Genomic DNA, 16,946 nt, shown 5'->3' with positions numbered 1-16,946 from the left:
CCGGACCGCCGCATGTCAGTCGGTCTCGTTTTTCTTGCGTTCGGCCATTCCCAGCAGCTTCAGTTTTCGATGAAGGGCCGAGCGTTCCATTCCGATGAACGTCGCAGTACGTGATATGTTGCCGGAGAACCGGCGGATCTGGACAGTTAGATATTCCCGCTCGAAGGATTCCCGCGCTTCACGCAGCGGAACCCCCATCATCGCACCGATACCGGCTCCGTTAGACATGTCGGTGCCGTTGACTTCCCCGGGCAGTTGCTCCGGCGAAATGGATTCCAGTTCGTCGCGCGGAGAAAGGATCAGGGTGCGCTCGATCACATTCCTGAGCTGCCGCACATTGCCCGGCCAATCGTATGCCTGGAGCGCCGCCATCGCTTCGTCGGTCAGTTGCGGCGGTGGGATCCCCTGCTCCGTCGCGAGTCGGGCGAAGAAGTGCTTGGCGAGCATGGGAATGTCCTCCCGCCGCTCGGCAAGCGACGGTACTTCCACAGGAACCACATTCAACCTGTAGAAGAGATCCTCGCGGAAGGTCCCGGCTTCGATCTCTTTCCGAAGATCACGGGAAGTGGAGGAGATGACGCGGACATCGACATTGATCTGCCGCGTTCCGCCCACGCGTGCAAAGCTCTGCTCGGTCAGGACCCGCAGGATACGCGCCTGTGTCGAAAGCGGCATGTCGGCGACTTCGTCGAGATAGAGCGTACCACCGTCGGCGAGCTCGAGCAGCCCTTCCCGCACCAGCTTCCCGTCGCTTTCCTCCCCGAACAGCTCATGCTCGAAGCGATCTGCGGTGATGCGTGCCGAATTGACCGTGACGAAGGGACCGTTGCTGCGCGTGCTCCAGTCGTGACACTGCCGCGCCGCGACTTCCTTTCCCGCACCGGCAGGGCCGGTAATAAGCAAACGACTGCCGGTCCCGGCCACCCTCTTCAGGGTGGCCCTAACCTGATTGATTGCGCTTGAATTACCTGTAAATTCAATACCCTCACCGGTATTTCTTTCGCGCAGCCTGGTATTTTCCCGGCGCAAACGTTCGGTTTCCGTCGCTCTCGCCACTAGGAGCAACAAGCGCTCCGCTTCGAACGGCTTCTCGATGAAGTCCATCGCACCGCGACTGACGGCGGAAACGGCCGTATCGATATTGCCGTGGCCGGAAAATATGATGACGGGCAGTTCCGGCTCGCGGACCTTGATCGCGTCCAGCACTTCGAGCCCGTCCATGGGGCTGCCGTGCAGCCAGACATCCAGCAGCACGAGACTGGGTCGAAGCTCGTCGATCGCGGCAAGGGCAGCCGTGCTGTCCGCTGCGGTCCGGCATTCGTAACCCTCGTCCGTCAGGACGCCGGATACGAGATCGCGGATGTCGCGTTCGTCGTCGACAACTAGAATATCGAGCGCCATCAAGCGCCTCCTTCATCAGATTCCGGTTCGCGAGCAAAGCGCAGGGTGACCCGGGTGCCCCCCTCCCCTGCGTCGGCGAAGTTCATGTCTCCCCCGTGCTCCTCGACGATCTTCTTGACGATCGCGAGGCCGAGGCCGGTGCCCTTTTCGCGGGTCGTCACATACGGCTCGACGATACGCTCGCCCTTGTTCGGCAGTCCGATGCCATTGTCCTCGACATCGATCCGCGCGAAACGATCCTCCATCGCAAACCGAAGCAGCACGCGCCCGGAGAATTCCATGGATCCATCCCGTGCCTCGCGGGCCTCGATGGCTTCCACTGCATTCTTGAGGACATTCGTCAGCGCTTGTCCGACCTGATGGCGATCACAGGCGACGTTTGCGGTGGATGTCACGTCCCCGGTCAATTCGAATTCGACCCCGGGGTGCGCGACGTCCTGCAGGAACATGGCCTGGCGCACCAGATCCACCATGTCCTCCTGCCGGAATACCGGTTTCGGGATGCGTGCGAAGGACGAGAACTCGTCCACCATCTTCCTCAGCGTACCGACTTGCCTGACGATCGTACTGGTCAGCTCGTTGAACAGGGCCGGATCGGTCTCGATCTCCTTGGCATAGCGCCGCTTCAGTCGCTCGGTAGCCAGCTGGATCGGCGTCAGAGGGTTCTTGATCTCGTGCGCGATGCGTCGCGCGACATCCGACCATGCAGCCTGCCGCTGGTCCAGCAGTTGCCGTGTGATATCCTCGAAGGTTATGACCCAGCCTTCGTCCGTTTGGGCGATTTTCACGGCGAGGGTCAGCAATTCGCCGTCCCGCTCGTGCTGGACGATACCTGCCATGTCGCCGCTGCGAAGGAGCTCGGCAATTTGCGGTTGTATCTTCTCGAGCGTCGACTTTTCGCCGGGGTTGAGGAACGTCTTGGCGGAACTGTTCATCAGCAGGATATTGCCGTCCCGGTCGGTCGAAACGATTCCGGCGGATATGGATTCTAGCAGTGCCTCGACGAAAGCGCGCCTTTCTTCGAGCTGCTCATTCGCGCCGAGCAGGGCATCGGTCTGCTTCTCGATCTGCGCGGTCATGCGATTGAAGGCGCGGTTGAGAAGGCCGATTTCGTCCGCCCCGGTCCGTCCGGCCACACGCAGCGAGAAATTGCCGGAACCGACCTGGCGGGCCGCCAGCACGAGGTCCGTCAGGGGCTCGACCTGACGGTCGGCGAACCGCAGTGCAAACCAGACTGCGAGGCCCACAAGCGCCAGCGAAACGAAGAACAGTGCAAGATTGAACCGCAATTGGAGCGCGCGGGCACGGTCGACGAGCATCTGGTAGGAACTCGACATGTCCCGGACGCGGACCCAGGTGTCGAATTCCAGTGCCTGCAGGTTCCGGACGTTGTACAGGTACAAGCCCTGCTCGCGGTCGATCGCGGACAGCGCCTGTATCCGTGCTTCGTCGCCTTCGACGACGGCCCTCTCGCCGGCGTCCAGACGAGACTTGTTGGCGGTACCGAACTCGGCAGGCTCGCTTTCGGGGGAGATGTCGTAGAGTGCGAGAGTCTGCATCGATCCGCCATCCGTAGCCACGAGTATGGCACTTTCACTGATGGATCGGCCGCCGAACTGGATCGTCGCGAGCCATTCAACGAAGTCCGGATCGTTGAAGGCAGTCTGCCCGCTATTGACGAGCGTGTACCGGAGGTCGCTCGCCATCGCGACGGTCTGCTCCGCCAGATCGTTCTGGTTGTCTTCGTAATAGCTGCGCGAAAACTCGTCGGCATTGCGCATCAGGCCGCGCGCATCGTCCGAGAACCAGAAGTCGACGCCGGACTGGAACAGGAACGCCGCAAATCCCGCCACGAGCAAAGTCGGTATTGCAGCGACCAATGAGAAAAAGAACACGAGCCGCACGTGAAGGCGTGCCGTACTGCCGGCTGCTCTTCGCAGAGCTATCCTGCGGCCCAGCAGGACAAGCAGCGCCATGGCCGGAATGAGGGTTCCGATCAGCAGGGTCGCCACTTGGCCCGAAGGCAGCAGCTGGCCTTCGGCAGGGTAACTCGAGAATGCATACCAGGCGGCAATCGCCATTACGACGAATGCCACTCCCGACGCGATTTCCAGTATCCCGAACAGGTTGGCCCGCTTGGCAGCCACGGCGAAACGCCTCCGCCAGCGCGGCGTGTGATGTTCCGGAGTCAGGGCGGCGAGTTCCATCGTTGCAAATTGACAACAGTCCTGTGTCGCAAAAGCAAGCGCAATCTGTCAGGCTTTCCGAGATTCTGCGCCGGATGCAAAGCCATCCGGGTCGAGCCGAAGGTCGGTCAAGCGCTTGCGCAACGTGTTCCGGTTGATCCCCAGCCACTCGGCGGCGCGCAACTGGTTGCCTTCCGAAAGAATAAGCGCGTGTGAAATCAACGGCGCTTCGAAAGCCGCCAGCGCTTCCTGGTAGACACGCCCCGGTACCGGCGACTGTTCGCGAAGCCACCGCGCCAACGCGCTTCCAAGGTCCTCGTCGGTGCCGGCACGGCTGACTGAACCCTCCGGCTCTCCGGTCTCTCGCAGGATCGCAACCGAGATGGTCTCTTCCCGCGATAACAAAGCGGCCCGGAACATCGTGTTGCGCAGTTCGCGGACGTTTCCTCGCCATTCCTTCTCGGACAGGAACGCGATAGCGTCAGAATCGAGTTCGCGGCGCGGGAGCCCTTCTTCCTGCGCCTCGACAAGGAAATGGTGTGCGAGCTGTTCGATATCCGATTTCCGCTCTCGCAGCGCCGGCAGCCTGATCGGCACGACGTTGAGGCGATAGAACAGGTCTTCGCGAAACTCGCCGCTGTCGATCATCGGCATGAGATCGCGATTTGTGGCCGCGATTATCCTCACATCGACCGGTATCTCGTGCTTGCCCCCGACCCGGCGCACTCGTCCGGACTGGAGCACTCGCAAGAGACGGGTCTGCGCTTCGGGTGGCATGTCGCCGATTTCGTCCAAGAACAGTGTGCCGCCATTTGCCTGCTCGAATTTGCCGATCGATTGCGAGACCGCACCTGTGAATGCCCCTCGCTCATGTCCGAAAAGTTCGCTTTCGACGAGATCGCGGGGAATGGCGCCCGTATTGACTGCTACGAACGGTCCTGTCTTGCGATGGCCCAATTCGTGTATCGCTTCGGCCACCAGTTCCTTGCCGGTACCCGATTCCCCGGTGATGATGACGGTCAGGTCGTTGCGCAGGACCCTCGTGATAAGGCGATAGACTGCCTGCATCGCGGGACTGCGTCCGACAAGCGGCATCCCGTCATCGGCATTTCTGTCGGTCTTGCCCGGCGCTCGCTTCGATGCCGCCTGCCGGACGGCCTCGACGAGTTCGTCGATGTCGAACGGTTTCGGAAAATACTCGAAAGCCTCGATTTCCGATGCTCGCACTGCCGTATCGAGAGTATTCTGTGCAGAGACGACTACGACGGGCGTGTCGGCGATCACCGTGCCGGGAAGGCTTTCGATGCCATCGCCATCCGGAAGAATGACATCGGTGAGCACCACGTCGAAAGTGGCGTCCGCCAGCGCTTCATTCCTGGCGGCGATACTCGCAGCCCGTGTCGTCCGGAAACCGGCGTCCCGCAATGCTGCCTGGATGATCGTCGCAATCGACTCATCGTCTTCCACGAGTAGGACGGAAGGTTTCGAATTATCGGTCATCGGACGCTCGCGCCAATTGGATCTGGAAAATCGTCTGCTCGCGCTCCGCGTCTCGCCGGTGGGTCACGGCGCCACCCATTCCCGCGACAAACTTGCGAACAAGTGCGAGGCCCAATCCCTGACCACCGCGCCTCGATGTGACGAAGGGCTCGAACATGCGTCCCGCAATTGACGGTTCGACTCCCGGCCCGTTGTCCACGATCGAAATCTCGATCGGCAGGAATGACGCTCGCGAATGGCCCGGGGCAAGGCTCGCGAGGCCGCTCGCGTAGCGGGTTCGCACAACGACCTGAGGGTCTTCCGCCACTTCGCAAGCGGCGTAGGCGTTCGCGAGGAGATTGATCAAGGCCTGCTCCAGCGCTTCTTCGTTCGCCTGGATTTTGGGCAAGGACGGGTCGAACTCCTCGACGATTCTGACGCGATCCGTTCCGGCGCGATGCCGCACACTCATGAGGGCACGCCGAACCGATCGATGGAGATTGACGGATTTCAGCGGCAGGGGCTTGCTGCTTCCCAGTTCCTGCATCCGGTCGATAATGCCGGCGATCCGTGCCACTTCGTTTCCGATCAGGTCCGTGAGGGCCCTTTGGTCCGCATCGGCGCCCCGAGCCAGCAATTGCCCCGCCCCCTTTATGGCTGCGAGCGGGTTCTTGATCTCATGCGCCAGCACCGCAGGGGCAGCCACCGTATCGTATTGCGCGATTTCCCAGTCGTCCCGGGATGCATCGCTCAGGGTGAGGACTTTCCATTCCGGATAGGCCGTGAGCGGGGAAACGGTCAGATTGACCTTCAGCGCCTTATGCCCGACCCGCAAGCCGATCCCCCGGGCGACCAGCGGTTCCAGCTTGGTCTCGACCCGCTCGAGGATGATGGCGTCTTCGAACCAGATCGCTTCGCCGAGCGATTTGCCGACCAGGCGTGACGCGCTGGTGCCAAGCAATTCCTCTCCCGCCTGGTTCACGCTTTCGATGCGACCGGCCAGATCGATCAGGATTACACCGAAAGCGAGGCCGGCAATCTGCGCCTGCGCATCCGGCGCTGGCGAACGTGCGTTCACGCAGCCGCGCGCCGGTTGAGAAATGGCTCGTAGAACCGGGCAAGCTCGCCAAGCACCTGCTTCGGGTTGTCGATGAAGTTCACGTGGTTCCGGAATTCGGCAGAACCATGCATTCCCTTGGTATACCATCCGAGATGCTTGCGGGCGATCTTGACGCCGACATCCGACCCGTAATGATCGAGCATCCGTTCGTAATGCTCGACCACCAGATCGTATTGCTCGTCGAAGCTCGGGCTTTCCAGTTTCTCGCCCGTTCGCCACCAGTGCATGACTTGCGCGAGCAGCCAGGGTTTGCCGTAAGCGCCCCGCCCTATCATTACGCCATCCGCGCCCGATTGTTGCAAAGCGGTCGAAGCGTCGCCGATGTCGCAGATATCGCCGTTGACGATCACGGGAATGGAAACGGCGTCCTTCACCTCGCGCACGAAGGACCAGTCCGCGCTTCCCTTGTACATCTGGTTGCGGGTCCGTCCGTGGACGGTCACCAGCTTCACGCCGAGATCCTCGGCGATGCGCGCGAGTTCGGGTGCGTTGAGACTGGCATGATCCCATCCCATCCGCATCTTGACGGTCACGGGGACGTTCACCGCCTCGACCGTCGCCTGCATCAGCTTCGTCGCGAGCGGGACTTCTCGCATGAGAGCGCTGCCGGCCATGCCATTCGTGACCTTGCGAACCGGACAACCGAAGTTGATATCAATGATCGCCGCGCCGTTGCCCTCCTGCAGCTTGGCTGCTTCTGCCATGCTTTCCGGATCGCAACCGACCAGTTGCATGGACACAGGCTCTTCCGTCCGGTCCCAGGCCGCCTTCTGCACGCTCTGGCGGGTTTCGCGGATGGCCGCCTGGCTCGCGATCATTTCCGTAACGTTGAGGCCCGAGCCATAACGCCTGACCAGCGTGCGGAACGGCAGGTCCGTCACGCCGGTCATCGGCGCGAGGATCACCGGATCGTGGATCGTCACCGGACCCACGGATATGGGGCGCAATGGAGGAGGTGTCGGAAGGGCCATGGTCGTCGTGCTTAAAATTTAGGCAGCGCTTAGTGGATTGCGACCGTACCCGCAACCCGCTAGCCGCTCGAGCGTAATGCCAACTGCCCCGATCCGATCGAATTTCGCCGCCGTTATCGTCGCAGGCGGCGAAGGCAGCAGGGCCGGCCTCGGCATCCCGAAACAACTGGCCGTATGGCGCGGGAAGCCGGTTCTGCTCCACTCCGTCGAACGTCTAGCGAAGGCAGGAGCGAAGCCGATTGCCATCGTCGTTCCGGAACGACTGACGCGCGAGATCGAAGCGATCCTTTCAGGACAAGACGGCGTAGTCCTCGCAGTGGCGGGAACGACCCGACAGGGCTCGGTTCGCAACGGATTGGAAGCGATCGCCGATTTCGAACCCGATAGTGTCCTCATCCACGACGCCGCGCGGCCGATCATTCCCGACGAGGTCCTCGAGCGCTTGCTGTCCTCCCTCGAAACCGGCGAGGCCGCGATCCCCGTCCTCCCGGTCGTCGACAGCCTGTGCATCGAACGAAGCGGCCGGATGGAAGCCAAAGCCGACCGGGATGTCCTTCGCCGGGTCCAGACCCCGCAAGCATTCGCCTTCGTGTCCATCCTCGATGCACATCGGACCTGGAAAGGCGAGCCAACCGCGGGGGACGATGCTCAGGTGGCGATGGCCGCCGGCATGAAGGTCGACCTGGTCGAGGGCGACGAAACGCTCAAGAAGCTGACATTCAGGGAAGATTTCATGACCACGCAGCCCTCCGCGCGGATCGGTACCGGATATGATGTCCATCGCCTCGTAGAGGGAGAAGACCTTTGGCTCGGCGGCGTGAAGATCGCTCACAGCCACGGCCTTTCCGGGCACAGCGATGCAGATGTCGTGCTTCATGCCCTGGTCGACGCGATACTTGGCGCCCTGACCGAAGGGGATATCGGTACCCATTTTCCGCCGAGCGACGAGAAATGGAGGGGCGCTTCGTCCGACCGCTTCGTCACGCACGCGATCGGTTTGATGGAGGGGCGCGGATATCGCATCGGTAATGCCGACCTCACCATTATTTGCGAAGCCCCCAAGATCGGACCCCATCGCGATGCGATACGCGACAAGATTACAGGCCTGCTTGGCTGCGAGCTCGATCAGGTCAGCGTGAAGGCCACTACGACCGAAGGGCTGGGGCCGATGGGCAGACGAGAAGGTATTGCCGCACAAGCCACCGTCATGCTGCTAAAGGACTGAAGGTCATGGACGACTCGATCCTGCCAAAAGACCTGATCGAACTTGCGGAGCGGGTTGTTGCGGAAAACCGCGCGGCCGGCCGGAAGATCGTCACGGCCGAAAGCTGTACCGGGGGACTGGTTGCGGCCGCGCTTACGGAGATACCCGGTTCGTCAGCAGTTCTCGAACGCGCGTTCGTGACCTATTCCAACGACGCCAAATGCGACATGCTCGGCGTTCCGCTGGACATCATCGAAACCCTCGGGGCGGTTTCGATTGGATGCGTCTGGGCCATGGCGCAGGGCGCGATCGCCAACAGTCAGGCGGACGTTGCCGTGGCCGTCAGCGGAATTGCCGGACCCGCCGGTGGTAGCGAATTGAAGCCTGTGGGGACGGTTGTCTTCGCGCGCGCGATACGTGGCGAGGACAGCGAGCAGGAAGGCGAAATGAAACGGTTCGGCGATATCGGCCGTTCGGAAATACGTCGTCAGGCGGCGCTGTGCGCGCTGGACCTGCTGCTGCCGTAGAGCTCTTCCGCTCGCGCCTCGAACGCACCGATGAGCTTTCTGAAGGCGCGATCCACATATTGCCCAGCCAAGGTTTCGAAGACCCGGTTCTTGAACGTGAAATCGACGCAGAAATCGACTTCGCATTCGGTTTCCGAAACCGGCGTGATGAGCCAGCGGTTGTCCAACTCGCGCATCGGACCATCCACGTAGTGCACCACGATCCGAGAGGGCCGCGATTTCTCGACCCTCGACGTGAATCTCTCGCGAAGCGACTTGAACCCGACCACCATGTCGGCGACCAGTTCCTGCTCCGTATCCTTGCGCACGCGGGTCGCGACCACCCAGGGAAGGAAGTCCGGGTAGCTCGCGACATCGGCGACAAGATCGAAGATCTGCTCGGCCGAGTAAGGCAGCACGCGGTGTTCGCGGATCTTCGGCATCAGGCAGTCGCGCGCGACTTCTCTTTGGCCAGCTTCGCTTCCCGTGCCGCCTTCATCTGAGCAAAGTCGTCACCGGCATGGTAGCTGGACCGGGTCAGCGGGCTCGACGCAACTTGCAGGAAGCCCTTTGCCCGCGCGATCGAACCGAACGCATCAAATGCCTTCGGCGTTACGAAATCCTCCACCGCAGCGTGCTTCGGGGTCGGCTGGAGGTACTGGCCCATCGTGATGAAGTCGACGTCGGCACTGCGCATGTCGTCCATGACCTGATGCACCTCGAGCCGTTGCTCGCCGAGACCGAGCATGATGCCGGACTTCGTGAAGATGAGCGGATCATGCGCTTTCACTTCCTCCAGCAGCCGCAGGGATGCGTAGTAGCGGGCGCCCGGGCGGATCGTGGGATAGAGACGCGGGACGGTTTCCAGGTTGTGATTGTAGACATCGGGACCTGCCTCGCAGATCGCTTCGACCGCGGCACGCATCTTCCCGCGAAAGTCCGGGGTCAGGATTTCGATCGTCGTGCCGGGCGTTTCCCTTCGCAGGGCCTCGATCACCTTGACGAACTGGCTCGCGCCGCCGTCAGGCAAGTCATCGCGGTCGACACTCGTTATGACGATATGTTCGAGACCCATTTTCGCTGCCGCTACGGCCGTGTTTTCCGGCTCCAGCGGATCGACCATGCGAGGCATGCCGGTCTTCACGTTGCAGAATGCACAGGCCCTGGTGCAAACGTCGCCCAGGATCATCACCGTGGCGTGTTTCTTGGTCCAGCACTCTCCGATGTTGGGACAGGCGGCTTCCTCGCAGACGGTATTGAGGTTCAGCTCGCGCATGAGACGGCGCGTCTCGTGATAGCCTTCGCTGACCGGTGCCTTCACCCGGATCCAGTCGGGCTTGCGCTGGCGTACCGGTCGGTCGGTTTCGGGTCTGGGCGCTGATGCAAGATCGTTCATTGGCGTCCATCTAGGAGCCGCTCTTGCCAGAGGCAACCAGTGCGGACTAGGCACCGGCCCATGGCCAAGAATGTTTCCGCGCCGCTGCTGCGCCTCATCGATGGATACAAACGTTTTCGTCAGGTCGGCTGGGAACCCAACCGCAAGCGTTGGGCCCAGTTGCGCGAAGGCCAGTCACCCAAGGTGATGGTGATCGCCTGTTCCGACAGCCGGGTGGATCCGGCGCAGGTCTTCGACGTCAGCCCGGGCGAAATCTTCGTCGTGCGCAATGTCGCCGCGCTCGTCCCTCCGTTCGAGACGACGCCGGGCCAGCACGGTGTATCCGCGGCACTGGAATTCGCGGTCGAGGTGCTGGGCGTCGAAGAGATCGTCGTGATGGGGCACGGAATGTGCGGTGGTTGCGAAGCTGCGTTGAAGCGCTCGATGGAAGGCGCGGAAATGGGCAAAGGCGGCTTCGTCGCCCACTGGATAGCTATGCTGGATGATGCGCGCGACAAGGTCACGGCGGAAAAGGGTACCGAGGGCCGCGAAGCCCTTCGCGCGATGGAGCACGAAGCCGTCAGGACGAGCCTGCAGAACCTCAGGACGTTTCCGTCGGTCCGCGAAAAGGAAAGCGAAGGCAGTCTCACCCTGCGCGGTGCGTGGTTCGCGATCTCGCACGGCGTGCTTCACCTGCTGGACGAGAAGAGCGGACGGTTCGGCCCGGTGAACTGAGGGCGGCTTGCCCTCCCCCTTACGGACTGCGATAGGCGCCCGATGTCAGAAATGGACGCCAAGAACATCGCGCTGCTCATCGATGCGGACAACGTCAATCCGGACGGCATCAATGCTGTCCTGACGGTCCTCGCCGAATTGGGCCAGGTCAACATCCGTCGGGCTTACGGGAACTGGGCCAAGGACGCCCTGAAGCGCTGGGGCGATATTACCAATCGCTACGGCATTCGTCCGCAGCAGCAATTCGATCTGACCCGCGGAAAGAACGCGACCGACATGGCCATGACGATCGACGCGGTCGACCTCCTCTATCAGGGCAAGGTCGACGGTTTCGGGATCATGAGTTCGGACAGTGATTTCACCCCGCTGATCTCCCGCCTCAGGCAGGACGGCCTGCCGGTCTACTGCTTCGGTGAAGAACAGCGCTCGCCCGATGCCCTGAAGGCCGCCTGCACCCGTTTCCTTGACATCAACAAGCTGATCCGCGCCGACCAGGCGCCAAGCGGCAGCGAGCAGCACGATGTCGTCGAAGAGGACGTGATCGAATTGCTGGGGCATGCCTGGAAAGCATCCAGCCGCGACGACGAAGGCTTCGCGAAACTGCAGGAAGTCGGACAGATCGCCGGAAACCGATCAAGCTTCGACGTTCGCAATTACGGCTTCAAGCGCCTTTCGGAGCTTGTGCGTTCCTTGGATCGCTTCGACATGAAGCGCGGACCCAATAACCAGATCTACGTCAAACGCCTGCGCTGAAACGAGAAAGGGCGCCGGCAGATGCCGACGCCCTCGTGATGTGTTTCGGTCCAGAACTCAGGACATTTGCTGCTGAGCATAGGCGGCCCACAGATCGGCGACCTGCTTGCGCTGACCCTGCACCTGCGCAAGCGTTCCGAGCGCCTCGCTGAACTTGCCTTGCTCAATCTGCGCAATGCCCTTGCGGGTGTAGAGGAGATCCCTGTCAGAATCCGCTTTCGTCAAGGCAAGATCGTATAGCTCTTCCGCAGTCGCGTAGTTTTCATGGGAAAAGAAGGAATCGGCCGTCCGCGTGACCAAAGTCGCTGATGCACCAGCACCACGAGCGTCAGCTTCAAGTGCGGGAAGATCCTCCCGGTCGTTCTCCAAACGATCGCTGATATCGCTTCGAAGTTCGTTGGCATAAGCGGTATTTTCCGGCGAATTCTCGAGAACACCCTTCGCCATCATTTCACTGAACACTCTGTTCACCTCCGCAGGCAGCCGATTTACATCAGCAGCTTGGATGTAATCAGAATAATCGCGATCTGTCTCAAGATTGTCCGTTCTTGACGCCAATCGGAGAAGGTCCAATGAGATGGGATCACCGTAAGGCTTTGCACGCTCCACCGCCAGGGCATTCTTCCAGTTCATTTCATTCGGAAAATATTTCACCAGAAGAACACTGTATCGTCCGGCATCATCGAGCAGATCAGCCCCGAAAGCCTCGCCGAGCGCTCGGCTCAAGAGACGCTCAGACGGGAGTTCGTTCGCATCCATCTTTTGCGACACGAGATTGTCGACGTATGCCAGACCTTCGCGCGTCTGATCATTTTGAAAGTAGGTTTCGGCTGCCATCAGGCGCATGTAGTCGCCGTCAATCGTAATTTTCGTACCGTCGGTGAGTTGTCCCTCTGTGGCGTATCCTGATGACGCTGCCTCTTCGAGCGCGGCTCGTGCAGCTTCCAGGTCGCCGGCGTCCTCGTACAGGCTGTACGTTGCATAGCGGAGCTGCCCTTGCCGAACCGGCCCACCGAGGTTGCTCTCCAGCATCAGATTGATGCCCTGCAACTGCACTTGGCTATCGCTAAGACTCTGACCGAGCTTGAAAAGAAGTCCACCGGCGACGTTTTTGTCGTCCGGAGTTGTCGCCGATGCTACCAGGGAAGGAATCTGCGCTCTCGCAGCATCGTAATCCTGCTGCTCGTTCACTAGAGCGTCAACAGGCGGATAGGCCGTACGGAACTCGTCCGAGTACTGCGGTTCCCTCTCCTGCTGTTCTTCCTGAGCCATTGCCGGAGAAGCAAGAGCGACTGTTCCAAGGGCGGACCCGCATGCCAGGGCAGCGGCCAAGCCCAGCCGCGTACCGAATTGACGTGCAAGAGCGCGATTGAAAACGTGCATCGAAATTATCTCCCAGTAGTGATGGATTGCGTTGACCCGAGTGGAACTCGCCAACCTTGCGAAAGTGCCAGACAGTCCGGGTCCGATGTGACAAGAGGTAATAGACCGCGTCTTAATCGCGTTTGAACCACTGAGCGGGCGAAAACGGCGCGCATATGTGGAAAAAGGGCATTTTCCGGCCGCTCCCGTGCTCTCCAAGGTGGCGAAAGAGGGTCGCAGAGCCTAAGTTGCGGTCATAGTCCAATAAGCTGGTCCAAGATAGAAAAGACCCATTTTGAGCGACCCAACAGACACTCTCGCACCCCCTGCCCCTTCCGGTGAACATCCCCGCGTCGACATCGTCGACGAAATGAAGACGAGTTACCTCGATTACGCGATGAGCGTGATCGTCAGTCGCGCCCTGCCGGACGTGCGCGATGGGCTCAAGCCAGTGCACCGTCGGATCCTCTACGCCAGCCAGGAAGGCGGCTTTGTCGCCGGCCGGCCCTATCGCAAGAGCGCCAAGATCGTCGGCGACGTCATGGGTAACTATCACCCCCACGGCGACGCCGCGATCTACGATGCGCTCGCGCGCATGACACAGGACTGGTCAATGCGCGTTCCGCTCGTGGATGGCCAGGGCAACTTCGGAAGCATGGACCCCGACCCGCCGGCGAGCATGCGCTACACCGAAGCGCGGCTCGCGAAGGTCGCCAACACGCTTCTCGACGATCTCGACAAGGATACCGTCGATTTCGCTGACAACTACGACGGTTCGCTCAAGGAGCCGACGGTTCTCCCCGCGCGGTTCCCCAACCTGCTTGTCAACGGTGCGGGCGGCATCGCCGTCGGCATGGCAACCAACGTCCCTCCCCATAATCTGGGCGAGGTGATCGACGGGTGTCTTGCCTTTATCGACAATCCGGCAATCACGTCCGAAGAACTCATCGAGTATATTCCCGGACCCGACTTCCCCACCGCTCCACTGATCCTCGGGCGATCCGGAGCAAAGGCGGCCTACACGACGGGACGCGGATCCGTCCTGATGCGTGCACGGCACGAAATCGAGCAGAAGCGCGGCGACCGCCAGAGCATCGTTCTTACCTCCATCCCCTACCAGGTCGGCAAATCCGGCCTGGTGGAAAAGATCGCCGAGGCCGCCAAGGACAAGCGGATCGAGGGGATTTCCGACATTCGCGACGAAAGTTCGCGAGACGGCGTGCGCGTTGTCATCGACCTGAAGCGCGACGCATCGGCCGATGTCGTGCTCAACCAGCTCTGGCGCTTCACCCCTGCCCAGTCGAGCTTCCCGGCGAACATGCTCGCGATCCGCGGCGGACGCCCCGAAGTCCTGATGCTGCGCGACATCATCCAGGCCTTCATCCAGTTCCGCGAAGAAGTCATTACGCGGCGGACAAAGTTCGAACTCAACAAGGCACGCGACAGGGCGCATATCCTGCTCGGTCTCGTGGTGGCCGTTTCGAATTTGGACGAGGTCGTCCGGATCATCCGCAGTGCGTCGAACCCTGCCGATGCGCGGGCGAAACTGCTCCAGCGCGAATGGCCGATCGGCGACATCGCGCAATACATCGCCCTCGTCGAAGCCATCGAGCCGAATGCCGAGCAGGAAGGCGGGACATACCGTCTTTCCGAGCGGCAAGTCAGGGCGATCCTGGACTTGCGGCTCCACCGGCTGACGGCGATCGGGCGGGACGAGATCGGTGACGAGCTCAAGGAACTCGCCGACAAGATCGAATACTTCCTCTCGATCCTTGCCGACCGGGTCAAGCTCTACGGCGTCATGCGCGACGAGCTGCAGGAGATCCGCGAAGAGTACGCCACGCCCCGCGTCAGCGAGATCGCTCCGGCCTGGGACGGGCTGGACGACGAGGATCTGATCGAACGCGACGAGATGGTCGTGACCGTCACGCATGGCGGGTACATCAAGCGCACAGCGCTCTCGACTTTCCGGGCGCAGAGCCACGGCGGCAAGGGCCGCGCCGGGATGGCGACCAAGGACGAAGATGCCGTGGTCGAGATGTTCGTCACCAGCACCCACAACCCGGTGCTGTTCTTCACCAATACCGGACGTGTCTATCGCCTAAAGGTCTGGAAACTGCCCGAAGGGGCGCCCCAGACCAAGGGCAGGCCGATGGTGAACCTGCTCCCGCTCGCGGACGAGGAGCGCGTTACCAACGTCCTGCCCCTTCCGGAAAACGAGGACGAGTGGTCCGCGCTCAACATCGTGTTCGCAACCGAACAGGGCATGGTCCGGCGAAACTCGATGGACGCCTTCACCAACGTGCCCACGAACGGCAAGTACGCAATGGGTTTTGCCGAGGGCAGCGGAGACAGGCTGATCGGCGTCCGGTTGCTGAGCCACAACCAGGAAGTGTTCCTGGCCAGCGACAGCGGCAAGGCGATCCGCTTCGCGGCGACGGACGCGCGCGAGACGAAGAGCCGCACCGGCATCGGTGTGCGTGGCATGAGCCTCAGGAACGGCGCCAAGGTCGTGTCGCTGGCCGTTCTCGACCGGCTCGAGGCCGACATGGAAACTCGCGAAGCGTACCTGCGCGCAGCGAGCTGGAAGAACAACGACGCCGAAGCGACGCTCGACCCCGAAACTGTCGAAAAGCTGGCCGAGAACGAGGAGTTCATCCTCACGATTACAGCCAATGGCTATGGCAAGGTGACGTCGGCCTACGAATACCGGACCATCGGTCGCGGCGGTCAGGGGCTTGCCAATATCGGCGAACCAGCCAGCAATCCGTCTCGCAACGGTCCGGTCGTCGCAAGCTTTCCCGTGCGCCACGGCATGCAGCTGATGCTTGTGACCGACAGGGCAAAGCTCATCCGGTTGCCGATCGAATTCCGCCATCTCGTCGAGGGCGGCTTTGAAAATCACAAGGGACTGGCCATTTACGGCCGGACATCCTCCGGCATTCGCCTGTTCGACGTCGCCAAGGGCGAGCAGATCGTGGGCGCGGCGCGTATCGACGAGGAGGAGTCTCCCGAAAACGAAGCCGAGGAAGCCATTGTCGAGGAAATGCTTGAGCGGGACGCCGAAGCGACGACACCCGAGACGACCGCTCACAGCGACCGGGACATGGATGACAAGCCCGGCGGCTAGGTCGAAGCGGGGCTTTCCCGACGCATGGTCTGAATGACGCCGACTGCGATGAGGAACTGCCCCGCGACGTAAAGCGGCCAGACGAAGATATCGGCCAGCCTGTCGGCGAAAGGCGAGAGTGCGCGGCCGAATATGAGCCAGTCCGAAACCATGAACAGGATCGCGCCCAGTCCCACGCGGGAGCGCGGAAACCTGCTGAGCCATGCCGTCGCGGCCATCGTGCCGAGAAAGACGGCATAGATCGTGATCGGGACGGCGTCCGAAATAAACCACGTCACGACCGGTGCGCTCAGGAATATCAGGCCAGCCATCAGTTTCTCCGAAGCGTTTGGCCCTCGCTTCCTGTTACGAAGAAACAGCCCGATCAGGATAGCGTGGGAAAGCGCGAACGCTGCGCCCCCTGCTGTAAATTCGATCTCGAGCGCCATGTCGCCGATAGCGGCAACGGCGAAGGCGACCGACAGGATGCGCGCATCTCGGGCCGTGTGCCTTTGCCACGCGTACAAGGCGAGCATGGCAACTGCCGATCCCTTCAGCGGGATCAGCCAGAGTTCCCCGATCGGCTCGGCGCGAACGAGATAATAGAAAATGCCGAGGGCAATCGCGGACAGGAGGAAGGGCCGCTTTTCCACGAGTGCGCGTCGAACCATTGCGTGGCCATGGTCGCTCGTCGTAAGGGGAGCAAGACATGGATTGATCGCTTTCGTTGCGATGGGCGTGCCGA

The 16,946-nt window shown here is 61.4% G+C and carries 14 protein-coding genes; 5 read left to right on the top strand and 9 right to left on the bottom strand.

What is annotated here, in order from left to right; all coding sequences use genetic code 11:
* Nucleotides 1-15 precede the first annotated feature (15 nt).
* The 5 genes from AB1K63_RS03275 to dusB are packed head-to-tail and all read right to left on the bottom strand — an operon-like array spanning nt 16 to nt 7,157.
* Nucleotides 16-1,401, bottom strand: coding sequence for a sigma-54 dependent transcriptional regulator (locus AB1K63_RS03275; protein ID WP_366958506.1), 1,386 nt, complete (start codon nt 1,399-1,401; stop codon nt 16-18).
* Nucleotides 1,401-3,608, bottom strand: coding sequence for an ATP-binding protein (locus AB1K63_RS03270; RefSeq protein ID WP_366958505.1), 2,208 nt, complete (start codon nt 3,606-3,608; stop codon nt 1,401-1,403). The genes AB1K63_RS03275 and AB1K63_RS03270 overlap by 1 nt, the downstream gene beginning before the upstream one ends.
* Before the next feature lie 48 nt (nt 3,609-3,656).
* Nucleotides 3,657-5,087, bottom strand: coding sequence for a sigma-54 dependent transcriptional regulator (locus tag AB1K63_RS03265; RefSeq protein ID WP_366958504.1), 1,431 nt, complete (start codon nt 5,085-5,087; stop codon nt 3,657-3,659).
* Nucleotides 5,077-6,144 carry an ATP-binding protein gene (locus AB1K63_RS03260; RefSeq protein WP_366958503.1) on the bottom strand — a complete coding sequence of 356 codons (1,068 nt, stop codon included), beginning with the start codon at nt 6,142-6,144 and terminating at the stop codon, nt 5,077-5,079. The genes AB1K63_RS03265 and AB1K63_RS03260 overlap by 11 nt, the downstream gene beginning before the upstream one ends.
* Nucleotides 6,141-7,157 (bottom strand): tRNA dihydrouridine synthase DusB, encoded by a 1,017-nt coding sequence (dusB, locus tag AB1K63_RS03255; RefSeq protein ID WP_366958502.1) that lies wholly within the window; start codon nt 7,155-7,157, stop codon nt 6,141-6,143. The genes AB1K63_RS03260 and dusB overlap by 4 nt, the downstream gene beginning before the upstream one ends.
* Before the next feature lie 76 nt (nt 7,158-7,233).
* On the opposite strand from dusB, the gene AB1K63_RS03250 reads away from it, so the two are divergent.
* Both AB1K63_RS03250 and AB1K63_RS03245 read left to right on the top strand, forming a co-directional pair.
* Nucleotides 7,234-8,382 (top strand): bifunctional 2-C-methyl-D-erythritol 4-phosphate cytidylyltransferase/2-C-methyl-D-erythritol 2,4-cyclodiphosphate synthase, encoded by a 1,149-nt coding sequence (locus tag AB1K63_RS03250; protein WP_366958501.1) that lies wholly within the window; start codon nt 7,234-7,236, stop codon nt 8,380-8,382.
* 5 nt (nt 8,383-8,387) lie between these two features.
* Nucleotides 8,388-8,888 carry a CinA family protein gene (locus AB1K63_RS03245; protein ID WP_366958500.1) on the top strand — a complete coding sequence of 167 codons (501 nt, stop codon included), beginning with the start codon at nt 8,388-8,390 and terminating at the stop codon, nt 8,886-8,888.
* Here the strand turns inward: AB1K63_RS03245 and AB1K63_RS03240 are convergent.
* On the bottom strand, nt 8,849-9,310 hold the full coding sequence (locus AB1K63_RS03240) for a type II toxin-antitoxin system RatA family toxin (protein ID WP_366958499.1): 462 nt from the start codon (nt 9,308-9,310) through the stop codon (nt 8,849-8,851). The two genes, AB1K63_RS03245 and AB1K63_RS03240, sit on opposite strands and share 40 nt — an antisense overlap.
* The gene (gene lipA, locus AB1K63_RS03235; protein ID WP_366958498.1) at nt 9,310-10,263 is read right to left on the bottom strand and encodes a lipoyl synthase; all 954 of its coding nucleotides are present in this window, start codon (nt 10,261-10,263) and stop codon (nt 9,310-9,312) included. Before lipA ends, AB1K63_RS03240 begins: the two co-directional genes overlap by 1 nt.
* A 60-nt stretch (nt 10,264-10,323) precedes the next feature.
* On the opposite strand from lipA, the gene AB1K63_RS03230 reads away from it, so the two are divergent.
* Both AB1K63_RS03230 and AB1K63_RS03225 read left to right on the top strand, forming a co-directional pair.
* Nucleotides 10,324-10,977, top strand: a complete 654-nt coding sequence (locus AB1K63_RS03230; protein ID WP_366958496.1) for a carbonic anhydrase — start codon at nt 10,324-10,326, stop codon at nt 10,975-10,977.
* 42 nt (nt 10,978-11,019) lie between these two features.
* Nucleotides 11,020-11,730, top strand: coding sequence for an NYN domain-containing protein (locus tag AB1K63_RS03225; RefSeq protein WP_366958495.1), 711 nt, complete (start codon nt 11,020-11,022; stop codon nt 11,728-11,730).
* A 57-nt stretch (nt 11,731-11,787) separates the two neighbouring features.
* Here the strand turns inward: AB1K63_RS03225 and AB1K63_RS03220 are convergent, their stop codons facing one another.
* Nucleotides 11,788-13,002, bottom strand: coding sequence for a hypothetical protein (locus AB1K63_RS03220; RefSeq protein ID WP_366958494.1), 1,215 nt, complete (start codon nt 13,000-13,002; stop codon nt 11,788-11,790).
* A gap of 385 nt (nt 13,003-13,387) precedes the next feature.
* Here AB1K63_RS03220 and gyrA point away from each other — a divergent pair, with 385 nt between their 5' ends.
* Nucleotides 13,388-16,222, top strand: a complete 2,835-nt coding sequence (gyrA, locus tag AB1K63_RS03215; protein WP_366958492.1) for a DNA gyrase subunit A — start codon at nt 13,388-13,390, stop codon at nt 16,220-16,222.
* Here the strand turns inward: gyrA and AB1K63_RS03210 are convergent.
* Nucleotides 16,219-16,872, bottom strand: coding sequence for a lysoplasmalogenase (locus AB1K63_RS03210; protein ID WP_366958491.1), 654 nt, complete (start codon nt 16,870-16,872; stop codon nt 16,219-16,221). The genes gyrA and AB1K63_RS03210 overlap by 4 nt on opposite strands.
* Nucleotides 16,873-16,946 lie beyond the last annotated feature (74 nt).

Source organism: Qipengyuania sp. JC766 (assembly GCF_040717445.1).
Classification (GTDB): Bacteria; Pseudomonadota; Alphaproteobacteria; order Sphingomonadales; family Sphingomonadaceae; genus JC766.
This window is presented reverse-complemented; position numbering and strand designations above follow the sequence as displayed.

Excerpts from the sequence above, each read along its gene's own strand:
- AB1K63_RS03265 (WP_366958504.1), bottom strand. The coding sequence starts at position 5,087 with ATGACCGATAATTCGAAACCTTCCGTCCTACTCGTGGAAGACGATGAG.
- AB1K63_RS03210 (WP_366958491.1), bottom strand. The coding sequence starts at position 16,872 with ATGGTTCGACGCGCACTCGTGGAAAAGCGGCCCTTCCTCCTGTCCGCG.
- AB1K63_RS03220 (WP_366958494.1), bottom strand. The coding sequence starts at position 13,002 with ATGGCTCAGGAAGAACAGCAGGAGAGGGAACCGCAGTACTCGGACGAG.
- AB1K63_RS03245 (WP_366958500.1), top strand. The coding sequence starts at position 8,388 with ATGGACGACTCGATCCTGCCAAAAGACCTGATCGAACTTGCGGAGCGG.
- AB1K63_RS03275 (WP_366958506.1), bottom strand. The coding sequence starts at position 1,401 with ATGGCGCTCGATATTCTAGTTGTCGACGACGAACGCGACATCCGCGAT.
- AB1K63_RS03270 (WP_366958505.1), bottom strand. The coding sequence starts at position 3,608 with ATGGAACTCGCCGCCCTGACTCCGGAACATCACACGCCGCGCTGGCGG.
- lipA (WP_366958498.1), bottom strand. The coding sequence starts at position 10,263 with ATGAACGATCTTGCATCAGCGCCCAGACCCGAAACCGACCGACCGGTA.
- AB1K63_RS03250 (WP_366958501.1), top strand. The coding sequence starts at position 7,234 with ATGCCAACTGCCCCGATCCGATCGAATTTCGCCGCCGTTATCGTCGCA.
- dusB (WP_366958502.1), bottom strand. The coding sequence starts at position 7,157 with ATGGCCCTTCCGACACCTCCTCCATTGCGCCCCATATCCGTGGGTCCG.
- AB1K63_RS03230 (WP_366958496.1), top strand. The coding sequence starts at position 10,324 with ATGGCCAAGAATGTTTCCGCGCCGCTGCTGCGCCTCATCGATGGATAC.
- AB1K63_RS03240 (WP_366958499.1), bottom strand. The coding sequence starts at position 9,310 with ATGCCGAAGATCCGCGAACACCGCGTGCTGCCTTACTCGGCCGAGCAG.
- AB1K63_RS03225 (WP_366958495.1), top strand. The coding sequence starts at position 11,020 with ATGTCAGAAATGGACGCCAAGAACATCGCGCTGCTCATCGATGCGGAC.